The sequence below is a fragment of the Streptomyces sp. NPDC059668 genome (assembly GCF_042734135.1).
In the GTDB taxonomy this organism is placed as follows: domain Bacteria; phylum Actinomycetota; class Actinomycetes; order Streptomycetales; family Streptomycetaceae; genus Streptomyces.
Genome location: NZ_JBHWEL010000120.1, coordinates 1 through 18,225, shown reverse-complemented (window position 1 = coordinate 18,225; position 18,225 = coordinate 1). Strand labels below are relative to the sequence as shown.

At 68.2% G+C, this 18,225-nt stretch carries 18 protein-coding genes and 2 pseudogenes; 7 read left to right on the top strand and 13 right to left on the bottom strand.

The window, feature by feature from the left end; all coding sequences use genetic code 11:
* On the top strand, window positions 1–200 hold a 200-nt coding region (locus tag ACFV2J_RS41135), incomplete at its 5' end, for a hypothetical protein (protein ID WP_385087051.1).
* On the opposite strand, the pseudogene ACFV2J_RS41130 reads toward ACFV2J_RS41135, so the two are convergent.
* From ACFV2J_RS41130 to ACFV2J_RS41100, 7 genes and pseudogenes are all read right to left on the bottom strand, one after another.
* Window positions 182–623, bottom strand: a pseudogene (locus tag ACFV2J_RS41130) (IS5 family transposase); the annotation flags it as partial. The gene ACFV2J_RS41135 and the pseudogene ACFV2J_RS41130 sit on opposite strands and share 19 nt — an antisense overlap.
* A 19-nt stretch (window positions 624–642) precedes the next feature.
* Window positions 643–2,328, bottom strand: coding sequence for a ribonuclease J (locus ACFV2J_RS41125; RefSeq protein WP_385443593.1), 1,686 nt, complete (start codon window positions 2,326–2,328; stop codon window positions 643–645).
* Window positions 2,329–3,687: 1,359 nt separating this feature from the next.
* Window positions 3,688–4,074: a fic family toxin-antitoxin system, toxin component gene (locus ACFV2J_RS41120; RefSeq protein ID WP_385087045.1), complete on the bottom strand. Its 387-nt coding sequence runs from the start codon at window positions 4,072–4,074 to the stop codon at window positions 3,688–3,690.
* The gene (locus ACFV2J_RS41115; RefSeq protein ID WP_385087042.1) at window positions 4,071–4,370 is read right to left on the bottom strand and encodes a DUF1778 domain-containing protein; all 300 of its coding nucleotides are present in this window, start codon (window positions 4,368–4,370) and stop codon (window positions 4,071–4,073) included. The genes ACFV2J_RS41120 and ACFV2J_RS41115 overlap by 4 nt, the downstream gene beginning before the upstream one ends.
* A gap of 67 nt (window positions 4,371–4,437) precedes the next feature.
* Window positions 4,438–4,677: pseudogene (locus ACFV2J_RS41110) on the bottom strand (IS630 family transposase); the annotation flags it as partial.
* 527 nt (window positions 4,678–5,204) lie between these two features.
* Window positions 5,205–5,522, bottom strand: coding sequence for a hypothetical protein (locus ACFV2J_RS41105; protein ID WP_385087039.1), 318 nt, complete (start codon window positions 5,520–5,522; stop codon window positions 5,205–5,207).
* Complete coding sequence (locus tag ACFV2J_RS41100; protein WP_385087036.1) at window positions 5,510–5,866, bottom strand: hypothetical protein; 357 nt, start codon at window positions 5,864–5,866, stop codon at window positions 5,510–5,512. The genes ACFV2J_RS41105 and ACFV2J_RS41100 overlap by 13 nt, the downstream gene beginning before the upstream one ends.
* Window positions 5,867–6,406: 540 nt before the next feature.
* Here ACFV2J_RS41100 and ACFV2J_RS41095 point away from each other — a divergent pair.
* The 3 genes from ACFV2J_RS41095 to ACFV2J_RS41085 all read left to right on the top strand — a co-directional run bounded on the left by ACFV2J_RS41095 (window position 6,407) and on the right by ACFV2J_RS41085 (window position 8,663).
* Window positions 6,407–6,841: a hypothetical protein gene (locus ACFV2J_RS41095; RefSeq protein WP_385087033.1), complete on the top strand. Its 435-nt coding sequence runs from the start codon at window positions 6,407–6,409 to the stop codon at window positions 6,839–6,841.
* Between the two features lie 504 nt (window positions 6,842–7,345).
* Window positions 7,346–7,768 (top strand): peptidoglycan-binding protein, encoded by a 423-nt coding sequence (locus tag ACFV2J_RS41090; protein ID WP_385087031.1) that lies wholly within the window; start codon window positions 7,346–7,348, stop codon window positions 7,766–7,768.
* 646 nt (window positions 7,769–8,414) lie between these two features.
* Window positions 8,415–8,663, top strand: coding sequence for a hypothetical protein (locus ACFV2J_RS41085; protein WP_385087028.1), 249 nt, complete (start codon window positions 8,415–8,417; stop codon window positions 8,661–8,663).
* A gap of 1,456 nt (window positions 8,664–10,119) precedes the next feature.
* Here the strand turns inward: ACFV2J_RS41085 and ACFV2J_RS41080 are convergent.
* Window positions 10,120–11,382: an MFS transporter gene (locus ACFV2J_RS41080; protein ID WP_385087026.1), complete on the bottom strand. Its 1,263-nt coding sequence runs from the start codon at window positions 11,380–11,382 to the stop codon at window positions 10,120–10,122.
* 238 nt (window positions 11,383–11,620) lie between these two features.
* Complete coding sequence (locus tag ACFV2J_RS41075) at window positions 11,621–11,776, bottom strand: DUF6207 family protein (protein WP_385087023.1); 156 nt, start codon at window positions 11,774–11,776, stop codon at window positions 11,621–11,623.
* A 347-nt stretch (window positions 11,777–12,123) separates the two neighbouring features.
* Between ACFV2J_RS41075 and ACFV2J_RS41070 the strand changes: the two genes are divergently transcribed.
* Entirely contained in the window at window positions 12,124–12,324 is a 201-nt protein-coding gene (locus ACFV2J_RS41070) for a hypothetical protein (protein WP_385087020.1), read from the top strand.
* A 317-nt stretch (window positions 12,325–12,641) separates the two neighbouring features.
* Here ACFV2J_RS41070 and ACFV2J_RS41065 read toward each other — a convergent pair whose 3' ends face one another.
* The 3 genes from ACFV2J_RS41065 to ACFV2J_RS41055 form a co-directional block, all read right to left on the bottom strand.
* Complete coding sequence (locus tag ACFV2J_RS41065; protein WP_385087017.1) at window positions 12,642–13,547, bottom strand: S41 family peptidase; 906 nt, start codon at window positions 13,545–13,547, stop codon at window positions 12,642–12,644.
* 531 nt (window positions 13,548–14,078) lie between these two features.
* Window positions 14,079–14,246: a hypothetical protein gene (locus tag ACFV2J_RS41060; protein WP_385087014.1), complete on the bottom strand. Its 168-nt coding sequence runs from the start codon at window positions 14,244–14,246 to the stop codon at window positions 14,079–14,081.
* A 6-nt stretch (window positions 14,247–14,252) separates the two neighbouring features.
* Window positions 14,253–14,657, bottom strand: a complete 405-nt coding sequence (locus ACFV2J_RS41055; protein WP_385087011.1) for a hypothetical protein — start codon at window positions 14,655–14,657, stop codon at window positions 14,253–14,255.
* Between the two features lie 894 nt (window positions 14,658–15,551).
* On the opposite strand from ACFV2J_RS41055, the gene ACFV2J_RS41050 reads away from it, so the two are divergent.
* The gene (locus ACFV2J_RS41050) at window positions 15,552–16,412 is read left to right on the top strand and encodes a hypothetical protein (RefSeq protein WP_385087008.1); all 861 of its coding nucleotides are present in this window, start codon (window positions 15,552–15,554) and stop codon (window positions 16,410–16,412) included.
* A 165-nt stretch (window positions 16,413–16,577) separates the two neighbouring features.
* Here ACFV2J_RS41050 and ACFV2J_RS41045 read toward each other — a convergent pair whose 3' ends face one another.
* Window positions 16,578–17,273 carry a hypothetical protein gene (locus tag ACFV2J_RS41045; RefSeq protein ID WP_385087005.1) on the bottom strand — a complete coding sequence of 232 codons (696 nt, stop codon included), beginning with the start codon at window positions 17,271–17,273 and terminating at the stop codon, window positions 16,578–16,580.
* 117 nt (window positions 17,274–17,390) lie between these two features.
* On the opposite strand from ACFV2J_RS41045, the gene ACFV2J_RS41040 reads away from it, so the two are divergent.
* The gene (locus tag ACFV2J_RS41040; protein ID WP_385087002.1) at window positions 17,391–18,041 is read left to right on the top strand and encodes a TetR/AcrR family transcriptional regulator; all 651 of its coding nucleotides are present in this window, start codon (window positions 17,391–17,393) and stop codon (window positions 18,039–18,041) included.
* Window positions 18,042–18,225 lie beyond the last annotated feature (184 nt).

The window sequence follows — 18,225 nt, the reverse complement described above, 5'->3', positions numbered from 1 at the left end:
TCAACACCGTCGCGCTGGCCATGCGGCACAACATCACCGCGACGCAGCTCCGCGACTCGATCTACACCCACCCGAGCTCGACCGAAGCCCTCAACCTTCGACAAGGTCGTCTCCTGACCCAGCCCAGCAGCGCGCACGACAGAGATGTACAAAGGCGCGACAGGCTCCAGAGCAGGCAGTGGTACGTGTCGTGGTCGTAGGCGCGGTCGGCGAGCAAGGCATCGGGTTTGCGTCTGGGCCGGCCTACGGCGCCTGCTCCCCCCGGAATCTTGTCCAGCAGAGGCAGCAACTGCATGACGTCGTTGCGGTTTCCGCCTGTCAGCGACACCGCGAGTGGGATGCCCTGGGCGTCGGTGACGACATGGTGCTTGCTGCCCGGGCGTGCGCGGTCGACCGGGCAGGGTCCACTTTTGAGCCCCGCCAGGCCGCCCGCACGTGGGAGGAATCGATCACCGCCCGCGACCGTCCAGCTTCTTCGCGGCCCGCAGCTTCTTCAGCCGCACCAGGTGCAGTTCCTCCCACACGCCGGCTTCGTTCCACGCGACAAAACGCCGCCAGCACGTCATCCCCGAACCGAAGCCCCGCTCCTGGGACAAGTACTCCCACTGGATGCCGCTATGCAGCGGGGAAGAGGGCTGTCGGTCAGGCGTCGATGATGACGGGGATAATGAGGGGCCTGCGGCGGTGGGTCCGGAAGGCCCAGTTCGCCACGGCACGGGCGATGAGCTGTTCCAGCTGGCGTGCGTCGCCGACGCCTTCCTGGGCTGCGGTCGCCAGAGTCTTTTCGATGACAGGGATGACCGGTTCGAAGGTGGTGTCGTCGTGGACGAACCCGCGGGCCAGGAAGTCGGGTGTCTCGGCGAGGGCGCCGGTGTCGGCGTCGACGATCGCCACCACGGTGACCACGCCCTCCTGCGCGAGGGTGACGCGGTCCTTCAGGGACGCCTCGGTGGCGCCGCCGACCTCCATGCCGTCCACGTAGACGTTGCCCGCGGGCACCTTGCCGGTGATCGTCGCACGCCCGTCCACGAGGTCGACGACCACGCCGTCCTCGGCGATGACCACCCGCGCGGGATCGACCCCCGTACGGATAGCCAGGTCGGCGTTGGCCCGCAGGTGGCGCCATTCGCCGTGTACGGGCATGACATTGCGGGGCTTGACGATGTTGTAGCAGTACACGAGTTCACCGGCGCTGGCGTGCCCGGAGACGTGCACCTTGGCGTTGCCCTTGTGGACCACATGGGCGCCCCACCGGGTCAGCCCGTTGATCACCCGGTAGATGGCGTTCTCATTGCCGGGGATCAGTGAGCTGGCGAGCAGGACGGTGTCGCCCTCGCCGATGCGGATCACGTGGTCGCGGTTGGCCATCCGGGACAGAGCAGCCATCGGCTCGCCCTGGGATCCGGTGCACACCAGGGTGATCTTGTGATCGGGGAGCTTCTCCAGCTCCTTGGTACTCACGACGAGGCCGCTGGGCACCTTCAGGTAACCGAGGTCGCGGGCGATGCCCATGTTGCGGACCATGGAGCGGCCCACGAAGGCGACCTTGCGCCCGTGCTGGTGCGCGGCGTCCAGGACCTGCTGGATGCGGTGCACATGGCTGGCGAAACTGGAGACGATCACCCGGCGCGGGGCGGTACGCATCACCTGCTCGATCGCCGGGTTCAGTTCGCGCTCGGAGGTGGTGAAACCAGGGACCTCGGCGTTGGTGGAGTCGGTGAGGAAGAGGTCGACGCCTTCCTCGCCAAGGCGGGCGAAGGCGCGCAGGTCGGTGATGCGGTCGTCCAGCGGGAACTGGTCCATCTTGAAATCACCCGTATGCAGCACCATCCCGGCACCGGTGCGGATCGCGACCGCGAGACTGTCCGGGATGGAGTGGTTGACCGCGACGAACTCGCAGTCGAAGGGTCCGAAGCCGCGCCGGTCGCCTTCGCGGACCCGGACCGTGCGCGGCCTGATGCCGTGCTCCTTGAGCTTGGCCTCCAGGAACGCCAGGGTCAGCTTCGAGCCCACCACAGGGATGTCGGAGCGCTCGCGCAGCAGATACGGCACGCCACCGATGTGGTCCTCGTGGCCGTGGGTGAGCACCACGGCCACGATGTCGTCCAGGCGATCACGGATCGAGGTGAAGTCCGGCAGGATCACGTCCACGCCGGGCTGGGTCTCTTCGGGGAACAGCACGCCGCAATCGACGACGAGCAGCTTGCCGGCATACTCGAAGACGGTCATGTTGCGGCCGATCTCACCGAGACCACCCAGGGCGACGACCCTCAGCCCTCCGTCAGGCAGGGGAGGGGCGGCTTTCAGTTCGGGATGCGGATGACTCATATTCTGACGTTACCGGAGAGTCTGCCGAGGTGATCCACTGGCTGCCCGACCAGCCGGTACAACAGAGTGCGGCCGCGGCGGTCGGCGCATGGAGCGGGGCTGCGCCCGCGCCGGCAGCGACGACGAACTGCCCTGCTGGATGCCGTCATCACCGCCACCGACCTGTCCGGCCAAGCGGACGTGGCCAGCTCGTACGCCGGGCGCGCGCTGCCTGACACTCTCGGACGTTGATCGGCGAGCATCGGCGTCCTCCGCCAGGCGGCCCGCCGACAGCGTCGACCGCCTCACCAAGGCCCCGTCGAACGGGGCTGGCGCGGGGCAGCGTGCCACGCCTCGACAGCAGTTGTCGCGTGGGAGGACTTCTGCAGGGGACGTTCCGGCAGAGCTCATCGATCGGCACGGCGGGGTGCCTCCGGTTGAGGTAGAACGGGTGTGCCGTCAGCGGGGTGGGTGGTCCCTTCCAGGTGAAGCCGGCGCAAAGTGCTTTCTGTCTCGTGCCTGAGGTGGTCGGGAGAAGCCAGACGCTGCCACAGCGGATCGGGGCTGCAGGGGACGGTGGCGCCGCGGGCGGCCCATTCCGCGGCGAGCTGTGTGTACACGGGTGTGCCCTGGTCCGGGGCTTCTGCTGGAATCTGACCACGGGCGTGCGCGGGGTGCCTTCGGCGCGTTTGTCCAGGAAGACGGGCGTCGGCTCTGCGTTTGCCGCTGCCTGCCTGCGCGCCCTGGCTAGAGGTCATCCAATGATCATCCGTCACGTTCGTCAAAACGATCCGTCCGCCCTCTTGGACACCCTTCCCGGTCCGCTGCGACGACCTAGGCCACCGTCCACCCTCAGCGAGGTGCGGCACCATTGAGCTGCCCGGCCGTAAACCGATTGGTGCGTCTGATCGTTGGGCGGTCTGCGATGAACTCCCACCCCGGCATGTTTCCCGGAGCGCCCGCGGGGCTGGGTCTCGCGGACCTGGCACCTGACCCCGCTCCGCCCGCGCCGTCACGCCGAGCGGGATCGCGTGGAGCGGGAAGCCACCGGGGCGGCGCAGAGAGCGACCGGCCAGCACGTCTGCCACTGCGCTCCGCCTCTCTCAAGGCGATTGTCGGCGGTGGTTCGCTTCCTGGAGGGCACCCTTGCGGTTCTCCGCCGCTTCGGGGGGCCGGCCTGCGAGGGCGCTAAGATCGGCCCCCAGCAGCCTGTTGAGGGCGGTGGGTATATCCCCACATAGTGACGCCTGGTCACGCGCGGCTGTCCTACGGCACGGGCGGCCGTGGGAAGCCTTTCGGATCGAGGAACGGTTTGAGGGTAGCCGACCGGGATCTCCTCCGGTACTCGGCTTTGTGGCAACGGATCCGTCACCAGAGCGGTCAGAGAACACTCCAGGCACGAAGCTGCCGGCCGATCAGTCCCACGCCCATAGCCCCGGAAGAGGCATCCTTTACCAGAGAGACCGCCTCTTTGGGCAGGTAGTCGAGGTGACACCCGTTCAGGGCCAGATAAGCCTCTGCGGAATGCCAGGCGAAGGCCTCGTTGGAGTGCTCCAGACACGGCAATCTCACCAGCGTCTGGAGCAGCGCGGCCGCCTTGAGATACAGCGAACCGTAGATATCACGCTCCAAGGCCCGCGCGTTCACCCGAGCAACTGCCGCGTACAGCGGCCCGTAGTCGTCAACCTGCGGATCACCAGTCAGCAACTGCGCGGCGTGCAGCAAGAACGGCACCTCAAGAGGCTGGAGCGGCTCGTTCGACGTCACGCGGCGTGGCCCCGCTTCTGCTGCTCCTCAAGATCCTGCCGCGCCTCCAACTCCGCAGCACGCTGCTCCCCGCCGGCGGCATCCGCCTCGGCCTCCTCGGCAAACGCATCGCCGCTGAGTGACATCGACCCCCGGAACGCGTCGAGGAAGCGCTCTTCCACGGCGGTGGCGCGAGCGTAGGCAGCGGACAGGATGTACTCCTGCAGGCTGACGCCCTCCTGCCGCGCGGCGGCCTCGATCGCGGCACGCTGCTCCGGATCGGGAAAACGTAGGTTCATGGCTTTGGCAGGCGGCATGGTACCGATGGTAGCTTCGGTACCACGGATCGTGCCAGAGGGTTCAGGCCAGCATTTAAGGGGACGCCAGGATGACGTAGATCGGGGCGCCGTCCGGGCGAGCCGCGCGGATCGACAAGAGGCCGACGAGGGTGTTACTGGCACCCGCCCTGTGCCGGTTGACGCCCCACAGCGTGTCGTCGCCGATGGAGTCGCAGCCGTGGAAGGACCGGACTCCGTGTGTGCGGTAATAGGTCGCGGGGTGCCGCTCTGGGTGACCGGCGAGTGCCCAGCCAGAGCCGCTGGCAGCGTGGATGCCGAGGGGGCCGCGGCCCCCGTGTCCGGGCGGGCCAGCAGCAGTGCGGTCCCCCTGACCGCGACGTCCTCCTCCCGCGTCTGACCGCCCGCACTTTCTCCTCGACCGTGACCAGACGCTCGACCTGCTGGCCGACCAGGCGCTGCGTTTCAGGTCAGCTGGCGAGTCGATCAGTTCGGGAGTCGCGCCGTATGCCTCGAGTTCCGCGGCATCGATCCAGGCGCCAGCGGTCAGCCGGGCTATGGAGGGCCCTTCAAGATTTCCGTTGGAGGGATCCGGGAATCTTGTCGACCACGAGGCGCTCTGGCCTGGGTCAGGAGTGGGCCGACGACCTCGGCCGCCGACTACTTTGCGAGCCTCCTGGTGCACCACCAGGTCGGCGGCCCGTGTGGTGGCGGGCAGGCGCCAGCCGGCGGACGACAGCCCGCCGATCCTCGCCACGCTCCGGCCGTGCCCATAAAGCCATCGCCCAGCACCCGCCCTGAGCACCCGCAACGACCCCGCCACCAGGGCATACCCAGCCAAAGAGGAATCCAGCACTAGCGTGCGGCACGGCATCCCGGATCGTCGACGACGACGGCGTTCGACGGGATGACCACCGTTTCGTCGTCCTCCTGGTGCACGGACTTGGTAGTGACGTACCCTCGCCGACCAGGGCCGATGCACTTGGTTGCGAGATTGCCGAACCCGTCCGGGAAGTTGTAGACCTCGGCCGGAGTGTCCTCGCCCGCTCGCCCGGCCACGGGTGCGTCCGCTTTACCCCGCTCGTTCTGGTAGTCCCGTGAGCATCCAGCAACCATGGCAAGGAGCAGTACCGCGAGCAGAGCGGCCATCGCCCCTCGTCTCAACTCGCGCATGCCTTGTCCGGCACGATCTCGACATTGGACGGCCCGCTGGCGTTGGTCGTCACGTAAGCGCGGAACCCGTGGCCCACGCACTTCGTGGCCAAGTTGCCGAATCCGTCAGGCATGTTGAAAACCTCGGCGGCTGTGCTGTCCCCCATGCGCCCCTGCACGGGTGCGTCGCCCTTACCCCGCTTGTCGTTGTACTCCTTGGAGCACCCGCCTATGAGCCCCCCGACTATCAGCACTACGACCAGTGACGCGACCGCGCGTCCCTTTCTTCCCGTCATTGAGACCCCCTTCTCACGGCAACAGATGGACGTCAGGGAGGACTGCAGGACTGCCGTCGCCGGTTCCACGCTCTGCCTCCCCAGCGCGGACGTTCTCGAAAAGGTCCGCCCTTTCGGCCTGCATCGGTAGCAGGGCAGGCATATCCGACACCGCGCCGCCCAACACTGCGGTCTGCAACGGACGTTGATCCCGCGCAGCACCTCACCGGCCGGATGGCCTGTGGCCTCGACCCTCTCCCCGCGCGAGCGGAGGTGTCGCGGTCACCACGTTGGCCCCAGACGGGTCCTAGGCGTCCTCTTTGCGCGAGCGGAGGTATCCCGCCCACGCCGCCGCGGACCCGATATGGGCGCCGGCGTCCTGGCCTACCAGGTTGCCTGGCGCCACGACCACCCCACCGCAGCCGACATCCTCAACCGCGCCTCAACCGCACCCTCACTCGCAGCCCGCTCCCTGCTGCGAGTGCGCCTTGCCCGTACTCTCGCCGCGCAGGGCGAACGCCGCCCGGATCTGTGGGACATCACGGCGGCCGAGCACCACCTCAGCGACGCCCGGCCCGTGGTGCGCGTGGATGTCCGAGGCCGGCAAACCAGTACAGGGAGAGACCTTCTGTGAGTTACAGCCCGTCGATCTATAAATTCCTCGAAGGCAGTGATGCGCCCGTTCCCTTGGACATGGATGTCGTTCGGGCGGTTCTCAATTCTTACGAGGCCGGTGACCCGAAACTCACGGTGATGGAGGACGGACACCTGCAGTACTGCGTCCGGGCCGCGGACGGCAGTGAGGCCGAGATCTTCGCCAGCGAGACCGGCATCTCGGTGGAGCGTCCGCATTGCGGGTCCGGCGTATTCGCCATCGTGGCCGAACTTGCCTCACGGCTGGAAGCGGTGATCTTCGAGCCGCGCGAGGGCGTATTCCTCTGCGGCACCGAAGCGCATGCGCACCTTCCTGCGACCATGCGGGAGGAAGTCGTACTGATCGAGATGACGGGCGAGGCAGTTGAGGCCGCCCTGATCGGGCCACGGCTTTCCGCCACGGCGTCCTGACAGCACCAGCTCCCGCCTTCGTGCGGGCTCCGGACAGATCAACTGTTCGGAGCGCGCCCAGTCGTACTGCGCCTGTTCGTCCGTGCCGGTCTGTCGCGGGCCGGTACGGCGGCCGCGGAGCCGTGCGACTCCCAGGCAGATGCGGCAAGGACTGGCGCGGCGCCCAGACTGCCGAGGAATCCCGGCAGCGAGCCGCGAGCCGACGGCCTCGCCCGCGTGTACTTCCGTGACAACAACCGCCGCGCGCACGGGCTGGGCCTGGAGTTCACCGACGTAGAGCGGCTCGACATCGAGCTTTGGAAGCTCATGAAGTCCAGTGGCCGTCCCACGAGTGCTTCATCGTGGACGCTTTGCCGCAGTTCAACAGGCATGACGTCCCATCATTGCCTCAAATGCCTGCCGGGCGTGGCCGGCCGCCTGGGAGGGCGGGCATGGTTCGCGAGGCGACCCGACGGCATCGGGCCCCGGGTCCCTTTGGGTACTTCCTCGCCTCTGGAGGCACACGTGCGCAAGTTTCGACTGCCCCATTCCCTCGCGGTTGGCCTGGCGACCGCGGCTGTGGCCGGTGGGGCACTGTTCGCGGCCCCCGCCGCCTCGGCCTCGGCCTCGCAGCTTCCGAACATCGCCGAGGGCTACGACAACAACGCGCACGCCGTTTGGTGCGTTCAGCACCTCATCAATGACTGGGTGATCCACGAGCACGTCTCCGGCAACACCACCCGGCCCATGGCCGAGGACGGCGTCTTCGGCAACGAGACCGCTTCCTGGGTCAAGAAGGCGCAGGTGTGGTGGATGGGCTTGCCCGGTGACGGGATCGTTGGCCCGCACACGGGGCAATACCTGATCCACGACACCTCCCTCACCGGGGACAACTACTACGGGGGCTCGGGACGTTACTGCGACGGTTTCACCCCGACCGACTGGTGACCCCAACAAGCCTGCGTCGGCCGCGGCATCCGTCCGTGACGTCCCAGGCCAACTCCGGATCACGAGCGGAAGCGCCGCCCGCCGACGCGAAGCGCGCCCTGAGCCCGGTCAGTCGTAGCCGGGCATGGACGGGCGTGGCAAGGGAACGCGCCGCCTCGTAGTCGTCGGAGACGAACGGTCGTCGCCCGAAATCGCACGTCCCGCACATCCCCGACGGGCGCAGCTCACCGAGATCGGGATACGGCGTGGGTGGCAGCTGCCGTCATTGAGTGTCGGATGAGCGCTTCCTGTTTCCGTGCGCATCGGCACTTCCGCTTGGTGGGCCCTGCGCCGCGCCCTTGGAGCCGGGGCAGGACCCACCAGCTTCGAGCAGTACCGTGTCGCCGGCGAGCGACTTCGTGCCAGTTACTCCTCCAAAAGCGCCGACCCAGATCTCAGCTCGTGACAACCGTTACTCGTATGTAAGTCGTGACTTATCGGAAGTACGCCGTCTCGCTCAAGTGACTGCGTCGTGAGGGGGATGTCGGTGAGGTCGGTGCGTGGGCGGTAGGCGTACGGGGTGGTGCCACCGGCGGGCCGGGTCGCGGGCGACGTCAAGGGTTTCCCGACTGCCCCATCCTGGGGAGAACGACCATCCCGTCCACGGATGTCCAGCCCGGGCCGCGGTGAGGAGCCGGGCGGTTGCGGTGCCGGCAGCACGGGCGAGGGCGGTGGTGCGGCCGACGTACTGCAGCTGTCCATGGACGTGGTATCTGCCGAGCAGCAGAGCAGGCGGCGCGGGCAGCGGGTCGGCGATGGCTTCGGTGGTCTCGCTGACCTTGTCTTCCGCCAGCCCCTGGCCGTGGTCCGGCAGGGCCCGTCCAGCCGTTCCGAGGACGATGCCCTCCACCGCTGACGCAAAGCTCGGCCCGCGGCGGGCGGGCGCGTGGTCCGTGCCCGGTTGCTCAGCGCGGGGCGTGGTGGGGCATGGACAGGATCTCGGCGCAGGGACGGCAGGGGGCGTCCTCTTTCAGCAGGATGCAGGACGGGCCCCTGGTAATCCCGTACCGCTCGGTTACGGACGGGCCCCGCGTGAATTCTCCGCGTGGCCGACTGCCCCTGCACAGTCACGCGCGTGGAGCGGCCGGGACCGACACTGGATGCTCGGGGCAAGCCTGTCTTTTTCTGGAATGCCGTACGGGGGTGCGGTGGGCGATCGGCCCACTCGGTTCGGAATGGGGTAGACCGCCACCTCGACGTTGCCGTCGGCGTCCGTCCATACCCCTTGGGATTGCGTGGCGGCCGGGGCTTCACGGAGCATGTGGGCGGCAAGATGACGTGCTGACTTCCTCATCGCTACCCAGGATGCGTCCGAAGAGTGGAAACGGCGCATGCGATCGGCTCCGGCCACCACCTCTGATGCAGCCTCGCGCATGTCGGGCGCGTACTGGCCGGCACAGGCACCCAAGTCGAAGAACTTCACGTACACCCAAACACCCACAGCCTCATTGTCTCGCCGAAACCAGACGGCCGCACGGGCCGAGAAGCTGATCGACGGAGTGACTTTGGCCGGGAGCTCCTCGGTCTGGAAGTGGGGGCGATAGTGCGCCGGGCGGCGAGGTTGGCCCACGTGGGTCTGCGCGGCGAGCGGACGGGGCAGTGGGTCGGTGTGGTGGAGGGCTTGCCGACCGGCGTGATCGAGGACAAGCACACCGGCCGCCTGGCGATGCGGACCGTTGCCGAACGCGCCACCGCCGAGACACAGGGCCTACGGCGCCGCCGCCGGGCAGCTGGCGGCGGCCTGCGCGGTGACCGGAGGGGAGATGCGCGAGCTGACCGCCCTTGGCGGGCTGGCGGTCGCGGCCAGCACTGTACTGGTCGTCGGGGCACAGACCCGTCTGACCGACCTGTTGCCGGTCTGCTTCGCCCTACCGCGTTAGATCCCCCAAGCTTCCCTCCAGGTCATCCAGATCTTCCAGGTCCCACTCGGGAAGCAACGGTGTTTCGGCCTGGTCCAGTGACTGCACGCACGGTCTACAGGATCTGCCCGTCGTCGGTGTCCAGGGTTGCCCAGCGCGCACATAGTCGTGCACGCGGTGTACCTCTCTGACCGCGTAGATTCGGTGGGTCGTTCAGGCTGCGCCGGGGGGAGGGCGTCCGCCGCCGTGGGTGGCTTTCTCGCCATATGCGGCGGCGGTCCTTGTGGGCGGCGGCCAGGACGTCGCGGTGGCGGGCGTTCGCGTTGTGCCAGCGCCAGTGGGCGTGCAGGACTCGGACCTGCGCAGTGTGGTTGGGATAGGCCGAGTTCCGGTAAGTCCCAGGGCCGGATATCCAGCACGAGATGGCGGGGGAGAGGCCCTCGCGCAGCGGCCTCAGTCCTGTGGGCGGCTAGGCAGTGGGCTCAGGAGTGCGACAGCGCAGAGCACGGGGATCAGCGCGGCCAGCGTCCAGGTCAGGCCGGCGAGCTCGGCGGCCTGACCGATCGCGGCGGGTCCGAACAAGGTCCCCGCGTAGGTGAAGGTGGTGAATCGGGAGATCAGCGTCGCGGCTTCCAGGCTGTCCGCCTTCGCCTGCCCGACCGCGCTGTAGGCCAGCGGGATCAGGACCGAGGCACCCGCGCCCGCGACGGCGAACCCGCCGATGGCCGTAACCGGGCTCGGCGAAAACAGCGCCATCGCCAGGCCGCAGGCCGCGACGAGGCCGCCGGTGCGAAAAAGGGCCGGGACCCCGTAGCGGAGGGCCAGGCGGTCGCCGATCACACGGCCGACCGTCTGAGCACCGGTGTACGCGGTCACCGCAGTCGCCGCGAGACCGAGCGACGCGCCCCGGGAGTCGTGCAGGAAGATCGCGCTCCAGCCGAGGGCGGCGCCTTCACAGACCATCAGGGCCGTACCGGTCAGGCCGAGTGTGACGACCTGGCGGCTCCAGCCTCCGTGTCGGCGTCGGCCCGGGCGGCGCTGTGCGGGCGAGGAGGTGGAGGCACGGTCCCGCGTGCCGGTCTCCACCAGGAGCCGTCCGAGCAGCAGGCCCCCTGCCATGAGCACAGCGGCGGCTGCGGCAAGGTGTGTGGCGAACGAGACATCCACACGCTCCAGGACGGCCGTGGCGAGTGAGGCCACGACTGCGCTGGCGCTCCAGGCGGCGTGGCAGCCGTTGAGTATGGGCCGCCCAAGGCACCGTTCGACGGCGACGGCGTGAGTGTTCATGGCTGCATCGGTGGTGCCGTGCACGGCACCGAGCGCCGTGACGACCACCACGAGTTCGACGACCCCGCTCACCAGGCCGATGAGCGCCAGCAGCACGGGCATAACGACGAGAGAGGTGCGCAGCACCGGCCGTGTCCCGACCCGCGACGTAAGAGGGCCTACACCCTGCATGCAGGCGAGGGCCGCCACGGCAAAAACCATGCCGATGAGCCCGAGTTGCCCGTCGCTCAGATGGTGCTCGCCCTTCAGCGAGCCCAGCCGGACGATATACGTGGACAGCGTGAGCCCGTTGAGAAAGAAGACGCCTGTGGCCGGCCACCGTCCGGCGTTCCCCGGTCTGTCTGGCTCCTCTGCTGTGGTCGAGCCACCCCGGACCGGGTCTGGAGCCGTTGTTGTCGCGTCCGCCGTGCTCTGTTCCTCGGCAGTCATGGTGCGCGCTCCATAACCTTCCCCCGTGGTCCGAGGATGCCCGGACGGCGGGTGAAAAGCAGATCGACAGTAGCACCGCCGCACACTGCCGAACCGCTCGCCAGGGAAACCTCAACCCGGACTCGCTCGGTCAGCGGGACCTGCTCCAGGTGCGGGGGCAGGCAACCAGCCCCGCGTGGCAGGGCCTACTTGAACCAGTACTTGACGCCGTGGTGCTGGGAGCAGGCGCGGGGCCCGGTCAGGAGTTGAGGCGTTGGCGCATGTCGAGGTAGCAGCGCAGCCGCACACCAGGCTGCCCGGGATCGCGGGTCGTGCGTTCCACCGAGGTCGCCGCCCACATCGTGGCCAGAGCCTCCCGGAAGGCGAAGGCGGTCTGGTCGTCGGCGGCTGCCACATCGACCAGACCAGGCCGGACTCCGCTACGTGTACTTCGTTGATCGCTTCCACCGAGTCGGACTTCCCCTGGCGGCGGGTGGTGAACTCTCCCCACGGGGCACCTTTTTCGGACAGACCACCGACTCCCAGCCACGCGCGTGCGGTGTCCGCCCGGTCTCCCGGACCCGGCGACGACCCTCCCGGAGGTCCTCGTGCCCGCACCCCGCAGTTCCCTGATTGCGGCTGGCGCCGCGCCTACGGCGACACCACCGGGATCGACGCGGTACTCACCCAGCAGACCGACCTCGCCTATAGCCAGGCCCCCGACCTGCCGACCTCGCCGCCGCTAGGCACGACGAACTGGTCGTGCAGCCGTGTCTCCTCGATGCCCGCGCCCTCGCCGAATTCGTTTACCTGGCGACTGTCCTGGCCGAGGCCCGCAGCCGGCGCCTGGCGCCGGAGCTGATCCGGAGCCTGCGGACAGGCATCGGTCACAGCCGGGAGCTGACCGGTCTGCTCGCGGACGCCGTGCGTACCACCGCCGCTGTACACGTCGACAGCCACTGAGAGCGGAAGGGCCACAGCATCGGGCTGCGGCCCTTCCTTACTCCTCATCCCCGTCACAAGAGGAAGAGCACTTCCAGCATGCCTGAGCGCGCGGGCCCGCCGGGCGTAGTTGATCACACAGCAAGAGGCGCACCCGAGCTGGCCGGCTCCGAGGGGTGCACCTCTCTCGATTCCGCCCGCAAGAGGCGAGAACGGAGAGCCATGATGCCTGGCACCACCGTGTTACGTCAGCGGTCCCGCACACTGCTCGTCGCTTCCTCGGTGCCGCTCGCACTGGCCGTGCTGCTCGCCGACGACGTCCGCGTACGCCACCCGGGTCAGCCTGCCAGCCGGGCGAGGGCCAGGGCGTGAGCACGGTCGAGGGAGTCGGCAGCGGCGCACGGGATGTCCGGCTGCACACCGATGCCCTCCCAGTTCGTGCTCGAGACAGGGTTGATGGCGCGGCCGACGGGGACGGTGGCTTCCAAATGCGGGTGCAGGGTCCAGCCCTGGCACGGGTGTGCGCCGCCGCGGGTGGGCTCACCGACGACTACGGCTCGGCCGAGCTGCTGGAGGTCGTACGCCAGCTCCTCGGCGGCCGAGAATGTGCTGTCGCTGGACAGCACATACAACGGCTTGGTGCCCCCGAAGCGCGATCCAGGAACGTGCGGCAGGCTCCAGGACTGCTCGTTGCGCTCGCCGCCGCGCCAGTACATGGTGTTGAGGTGGGTGCGCTCGTCGAGCAGGTAACTGCAGACGAAGGCAACCGTGTCCGGATCGCCGCCCCGGTTGGTACGCAGGTCCACAATCAGCGCCTGGGCGCGGGAGGCCAGGGTGAGCGCGGCGCTCAGCGGTTCGGCGGCCCACTCCAACGGAAACAGCATCGGTGCCAGCTCCACCACGGCGACCCCTCCGTCGAGCAACTGCACCCGGGGCGCACCGCCCAGAGAGGAGTCGAAGTCCCGGCGCATGGCGTCCAGGGTGGCCGCTCCCTGCTTCGGGGGAACCGGGGTGGCGTGGTGCTTCAGTCTCAGGTGCCGGTCGCCGTTGACAGACTGCAGGTCCGCGGTGACCAGGCGGGCGAGCTCCTCGGCCTCGTTGACGTCGTACGCGCCCTCGGCGAGGCGTCGTTGCAGCAGGCCGGCCAGCTGTTCGGCTATCTCGGGGAAAACGTAGTGCTCGGTCAGCAGCCGGGCCGTCTCGTCGATGACAGGAGCCGGCGCAAGCTTCGTCGAAGTCGTCATGGCAGGGAGTAGAGCAGCCGCGTCGCGAAAGCTCAAAAGGGTTGGACACTTTCGGTATGCCTGGTCAGCCTCCCTGTCCGCCGCCACCCGAGGACGTCGTGGAGATCGATGCGCCCGAGCAGTTCGCGCTCTCTCACCCCCCGCGCCAGCGGCTGCTTCACGAGCACCGCCTGCCGGAAAGGACCCAGTGCTCTGCTGCGGCGCGGGGTTCCCAGACGACGCCGGTGAGCGGCAAGCAGACGGGCGAGGTACTCCACGACGTGCTTCGCAACATCGAGCGTGGCAACGAAGGTAACCAACTTGGAACTCCTGGCAGTTGTGGACATGATCTTTTACTGAGACCTCTGCTACCAGAGGCTTCTCGTCTGCCTCCGGCTGGACGGGATGCCCTCTCCCCAGTCAGCGGCGGGCCGTGCTTGTGGATGGCCGGTCCACGGGCGGAGTCGTCAGGGGGAAGAAATGCCGCAGGCTGCGGGCACAAGATGCAGCCACGCCTGGAGACCTCAGCCAGTGGCGGCACGAGCAAAGTCGCTAGAACACGAACTGGTCGATATACCCGTCGAGGTCGGACTTGACGAAACCCGGGCGGAGGTCGAAGTGGATGTCGCTGATGACCGCCACCTTCAGCCCCGCTCCCTTGAGGGTTCTGAGAGCGGGCTCGGCGTCGGCGGCAGAACGAGCGTCGGTGGGGTCGGACAACGCCGCTCACATTTCCTGGGACAACGCAGAGTCGATACCCGCAGCGTTCACCCAGCGGTTATAGCCTTGGCGGTACGACTCGGCTGACGTGTCGGCCCGGAACCAGCCCTGCTCGACGTCCGGCCGCTTACCCGCCGTGCTCATCCGCTGCACCTGCGACTCCGACGCGTCACCATCCTGCTGGAGATGGACCAGCCCAAGAGCCGCCTGATCTGGCTCCGCAACCCCAACGTCGTCCGTCTCCTTCACGGCTTGGCGGCCGGCGCCACCCCGCTCACTCACGATGGGCTGTACCAGGAAACACCCTGGCGAACCGTCGCTCACCTGCGTGACCTGCTGATGAACAGCGACGTCCTGCCACGGGTCGACCGACAGGTCATGCTCTACCAGCGCCGGCTGACCGAACGGCACGGCGCCTCAAGGATCCTGAACGCTGTCGGCTTCTTCAGCATTTCGCCACCTGGCACCAGATGCGGCGCCTTCGGAAGAAGGCCGAGAAGGAGCCTCTGGGACGTTCCCAGACCGGCCAGGCGAAACAGGAGATCACTCAGGCCGGCACCTTCCTCTCCTGGCCCGCCGACCGAGGCCGCATCCTCGAACACTGCCGGCAGGCGCACGTCGACGCCTGGCCCACGGAGAAGCGGGCAACCCGGCGCCCGGCCCAGACGTTCCTGCGCTGGTGCATGAAGACGAGCCGAATGCCTCGCCTCACCCTGCCACCCCAAGTCATCCACCAGGACCAAGCGCCGCTGCACCTGCACCGCCGAGGCGCCAGTGTCCGGCGGACCCTCAACGACGACTCCCTGCCCCTACGGGCCCGGATCGCGGCTGCGCTCGTTCTCCTGTATGCGCAACCCGTCACCCGCATCGTCCGCCTCACCGCCGACGACGGGGCCACCCTCACGTCCGGCTGGGGGACCCGCCGTCCCCGCTTCCGGAACCCGTCGCAGACCTCATGCGGGCATACGTCCAGTCCCGCCAGCACCTGCCCTACTCCAGCAGCAGAAGCTCAGAGTGGCTCTTCCCCGGCCGCCAGCCCGGACAGCCCATGAATCCGGTCAGCCTCCAAGCCCACCTGCGAAAGTTCGGCGTCCCGCCACAGCGCGGCAGGACCTCCGCGATCCGCCAACTCGTCCTCCAAGCCCGGCCCCCGTCATCGCGAAGGCGCTCGGCTACCACGACAAGACAGCCACCCGCCTGGTCACCGAGACCGGCGGAGCCTGGAACCGGTGTGCCCCGGGTGACCACGGGCGCCGACCCGGCCGAGCCTTGATCCTGAGAGTAGAAGGAAGGTTCAATCGCCGGATGGCTGAGACTGACATTGACCTGGGAGTCGTGACGGCGCCGTCGGGAGTTCTCGTATTGGGGATGGCATCGTGGATCGGCTTCTGGCCGCAGCTGGGTCGACCGCTATCCGAACGCGCAAGGGCCGCGGCATCGTTCGGCGGCGGGCATGTCCACGATTGGATGTGTGAGATGGTCGCGGTTCGCGCCGCCGATGACAGGCCGTTGATGGTGCGGGCCGGCACGGCGGCGTCGCCCTTCGACGGAGGACCAGCCATCGCAGTCCTTGAGATCGATCTCGGTCTGCCATGGGCCGGCACCGCCGGGGACGAGCCGATCATCCTCGGCGACCTACCGGTCGACCGTTGTGGCATGGTGCTCGGTGACGCGCTTGCCCTGGACTCCTGGACGGGAGACGGCCATCCGTCAGCCGACGGACTTGCCGACGTCGCCTATTGGGGAGGCTACGCGGAGGCCGCCCATCTTCAGTTCGGCGGAGACTTGATCTTGCGACACGGCGGTCAAGTGCGAGGGTGGCTCGACCTCCCGCTGGATGACGCCAAGAAGCTCAGCGACGCCCTCAACGACTGGAAAGGCGACGAACAGGGCCGGGGCGTCATGGTGGCTGTCGATGAGCACACCGACTTCCACCGCTTCAACCGCGCGAGTTGGACCCACCCGCTTCAGATCGGCGCCGTCGAGGTCGCTGACTGCTCCGTTCTGGGGATCAACTGGGACAGTGGCGACCACTCGATGCGACATCGCGGCGAACGCCGCTTCGGACAGGTCTATCCCGTGACTCTTCAGCCTGGCCCTGCGGGCCAGACAACGATGCGCTGGACTATCCCGCCCTACGAACCCGGTCACCACGGCGCAGAGTGATCAGTAGGCACCACCGACTACTCAGGGTGGTCAAGCTGGAAACCGCCAGAGACTATGCGACACCTCAACATGCGGGCTTACCAGTCCCGAGGCCGCAGTGCGGGTGGGTGGCCCGACGGCTTCTGGGCGCCGGACGCCGGGGCGGCCCCGCGTCCGGTCGGAGGCTCAGGCGTGGGCGGCCGCGGCAGCAACGATCCAGTTCCGGAACTCGACGGCGTAGTGCCGAAGGTGGTGCTCCAGGACCTCGTCCGGGCAGGTGACGGGGAAGTAGACAGTCAGATTCGAGGTGAAGCCGTCGGCGGTGTCGCCGAACTGGATCAGTGCCCGCCCGACGACGGTGCCGTCGGCCAGGAAGAGGTTCGAGGACATCTTGCGCGGGAATTCCGCCTCCGGAAGGAGCTCGGCAGCGTCCTTGGCCCAGGCCAGCGCGTCGGTGCCCCAGCCGCCCATGTAGAAGTCGGCTATGTGCGGGCCGATGTTCTCCACCACGCGCGCGCCGATCTCATCGGTACCCATCGCGTAGTGCTCCGGGTGCGCCGCGAGAAGGGGCTTCTCGTTGCCGGCGAAGGCCTTGTCCATCCAGGCCAGGAACTCGCCCGAGGTCAGGCCCTTCGTCGCGAGCACGGTGGTCCCTCCCTTGAATGCGCCGTCGGAGGTGCGGGCGCTCTCGCGCAGGAAGGCGTTGCCCTCCTCGATGTCCTCGGCCAGGAGGTCGAGGAGCCCCTGGCGGCCCAGCAGCGTCCGAAAGCGGTCCACTGCGCGGCGGGCGTAGAAGAGCTCGAAGTCGTCGATGCTCCCTGCGCTAGCGGGTCCGGCCTCAAGCGTCACGGTGACGGGCGGGGGAGTCTGGTTGTCGGTCATGGTCGAACCTCCGATAGGATGTGAATGTGAATTCACGTTCGCATCGTGAGGTTACGCCGAGGAGTGCACCGGTTGTCAAAAGGCCCTGTTGAGAGCGCCGCGGATACCATGCGGGACATGAGCGAGGAGCCGGAGCGACCAGCCTCCCACCGGGAGCCCCAGCAGGCCCGCAGCGCCGCGACCCTGGCCCGTGTGCTGCGGGCGGCCGAGGAGATCGCCTCCACCTCCGGCCTGGAGGAGATGACGATCGCCGACGTCGCAAAGCGCGCCGGCGTCGCCGTCGGCACGATCTACCGCCGCTTCGAGGACAAAGAACAGCTGATCACCGCCCTGACCGAGCGGATGCTGGAACGCCGCGAGGAATACGTGGCTGAGCAACTGCGCACGGCCGAGCCCTCGCTCTGCGGCGTCATGGACGCCTACGCGCATGCCCTGTTGCAGTCCTTCGCAGACAGCAGCAGCCTCTTTCCTCAGCTGTTGCGCACGCGCGGGAGCAGGTCCCTGGACCGCGGGGCTCGCACCATCACGGAAGTCCACCGTCTCCTGCTCGAAGCCGCGGCCCCCTACACCGACCAGATCCGCCGCTCCCAGCCTCAGCAGGCCCTCGACACCGCGGCCCGCGCCATCCTCGGCGCCTGCTTCCACAACTCCGTACGCCCTGATGCCGCCGATGGTGAAGCGGCCAGACGCCGGTACGCCGACGAGCTCGGCGACATGGCGACCGCCTACCTCCTCACCCCCGACCGGTGCCGCAACGCCGAGATCTGACGCCGGCGTCGCCGGCTTCGTGCCGGTCCCCTCATTTCGAGCCGCATGCCACGGCTGCCGCGTTCGTCATCCAGCTCATGACGCGATCGCTAGTGACCCGTCGCGCGGAGCCACTGCATCGTTGTCACGAGCTCCTCGCCGAAGTCCTCGCACAGTGTGAGCAACTCGCGACCCGCGGACGAGT

Coding starts and splice junctions, on each gene's coding strand:
- ACFV2J_RS41125 (WP_385443593.1), bottom strand. CDS start 2,328: ATGAGTCATCCGCATCCCGAACTGAAAGCCGCCCCTCCCCTGCCTGAC.
- ACFV2J_RS41115 (WP_385087042.1), bottom strand. CDS start 4,370: ATGCCGCCTGCCAAAGCCATGAACCTACGTTTTCCCGATCCGGAGCAG.
- ACFV2J_RS41105 (WP_385087039.1), bottom strand. CDS start 5,522: ATGCGCGAGTTGAGACGAGGGGCGATGGCCGCTCTGCTCGCGGTACTG.
- ACFV2J_RS41085 (WP_385087028.1), top strand. CDS start 8,415: ATGTCCAGCCCGGGCCGCGGTGAGGAGCCGGGCGGTTGCGGTGCCGGC.
- ACFV2J_RS41080 (WP_385087026.1), bottom strand. CDS start 11,382: ATGACTGCCGAGGAACAGAGCACGGCGGACGCGACAACAACGGCTCCA.
- ACFV2J_RS41065 (WP_385087017.1), bottom strand. CDS start 13,547: ATGACGACTTCGACGAAGCTTGCGCCGGCTCCTGTCATCGACGAGACG.
- ACFV2J_RS41050 (WP_385087008.1), top strand. CDS start 15,552: ATGGCTGAGACTGACATTGACCTGGGAGTCGTGACGGCGCCGTCGGGA.
- ACFV2J_RS41045 (WP_385087005.1), bottom strand. CDS start 17,273: ATGACCGACAACCAGACTCCCCCGCCCGTCACCGTGACGCTTGAGGCC.
- ACFV2J_RS41040 (WP_385087002.1), top strand. CDS start 17,391: ATGAGCGAGGAGCCGGAGCGACCAGCCTCCCACCGGGAGCCCCAGCAG.